Annotated in this window: 1 pseudogene; it reads right to left on the minus strand. The window is 69.4% G+C overall.

Annotated features, from left to right (window positions below):
• Positions 1–645: pseudogene (locus MET9862_RS29055) on the minus strand (SOS response-associated peptidase); the annotation flags it as partial.
• Positions 646–804: the final 159 nt, after the last annotated feature.

Genomic DNA, 804 nt, shown 5'->3' on the forward strand with positions numbered 1-804 from the left:
TCATGGCGAGCGCCGCGCGCGACGACGCTCAGCATCCCATCCGGCAGAGTCCGCTGGAGCGCCTTCGCCTCAGACCAGGGCGCCGACAGCCACGCTTCTCGTTCCTCATCCGTCGTCAGGATCACCGGCATCGCCTTCGGATGGACTGCACCAACCTCGGCGTTCGGTTCCGTCGTCAGGAAGGCGTAGAGGTCGTCGGTCGTCTCGCCGTCCTTCACCTTGCGCACCGAGGTCCACCCCTCCGTGGGAATGCCGGCAAAGCAGGTGAGCGGCCGATCCTCGGCCAGGGCAAACCGCACCGGCGGATGCGAGCCATCCGGCAGCGTCTCGTTCTCGGAAAAGCTCGTGAACGGCACGAGGCAGCGGTGCTCCGGCCCGAGTCAGCGCCGCCAGTGCGGCGAGGCCGTGTTGCGCACATTGGTGACGCCGGGATCGACCTCCGGACCTTCAGGGCGAAGGCCGGCGAGGGCATGCCCCAGCACGTCATCGACAGCGTGCGCTCGCCCTCTCGCATGGGGCAACGGGCGCGGCCGTGTTCGGGAAGATGCCCGGCAGCGGTGGCAGGTTGCCGGCCTCGTCACGCCGGATGCCGAAGGCATCGCGGATCTCGGCCTGCGGGCGGATGAGGCTGTAGAGGTTGCACATCCCGCCATGCTCGCCGAGGGCACCGGTTGGCTCAAGTCCGCGACGGCAAGGTGCGCCGCGGATCCTCGCCCTCGATCTCGACCTGAGCCCGGCAGGCGCGCCCGTACTGGTTGGGTCGGCGCTCCCAGGAGCGGTGCTGACTGGCGCAGGACTGCGTGA

This window comes from Methylobacterium symbioticum, assembly GCF_902141845.1.
GTDB classification, from domain to species: domain Bacteria; phylum Pseudomonadota; class Alphaproteobacteria; order Rhizobiales; family Beijerinckiaceae; genus Methylobacterium; species Methylobacterium symbioticum.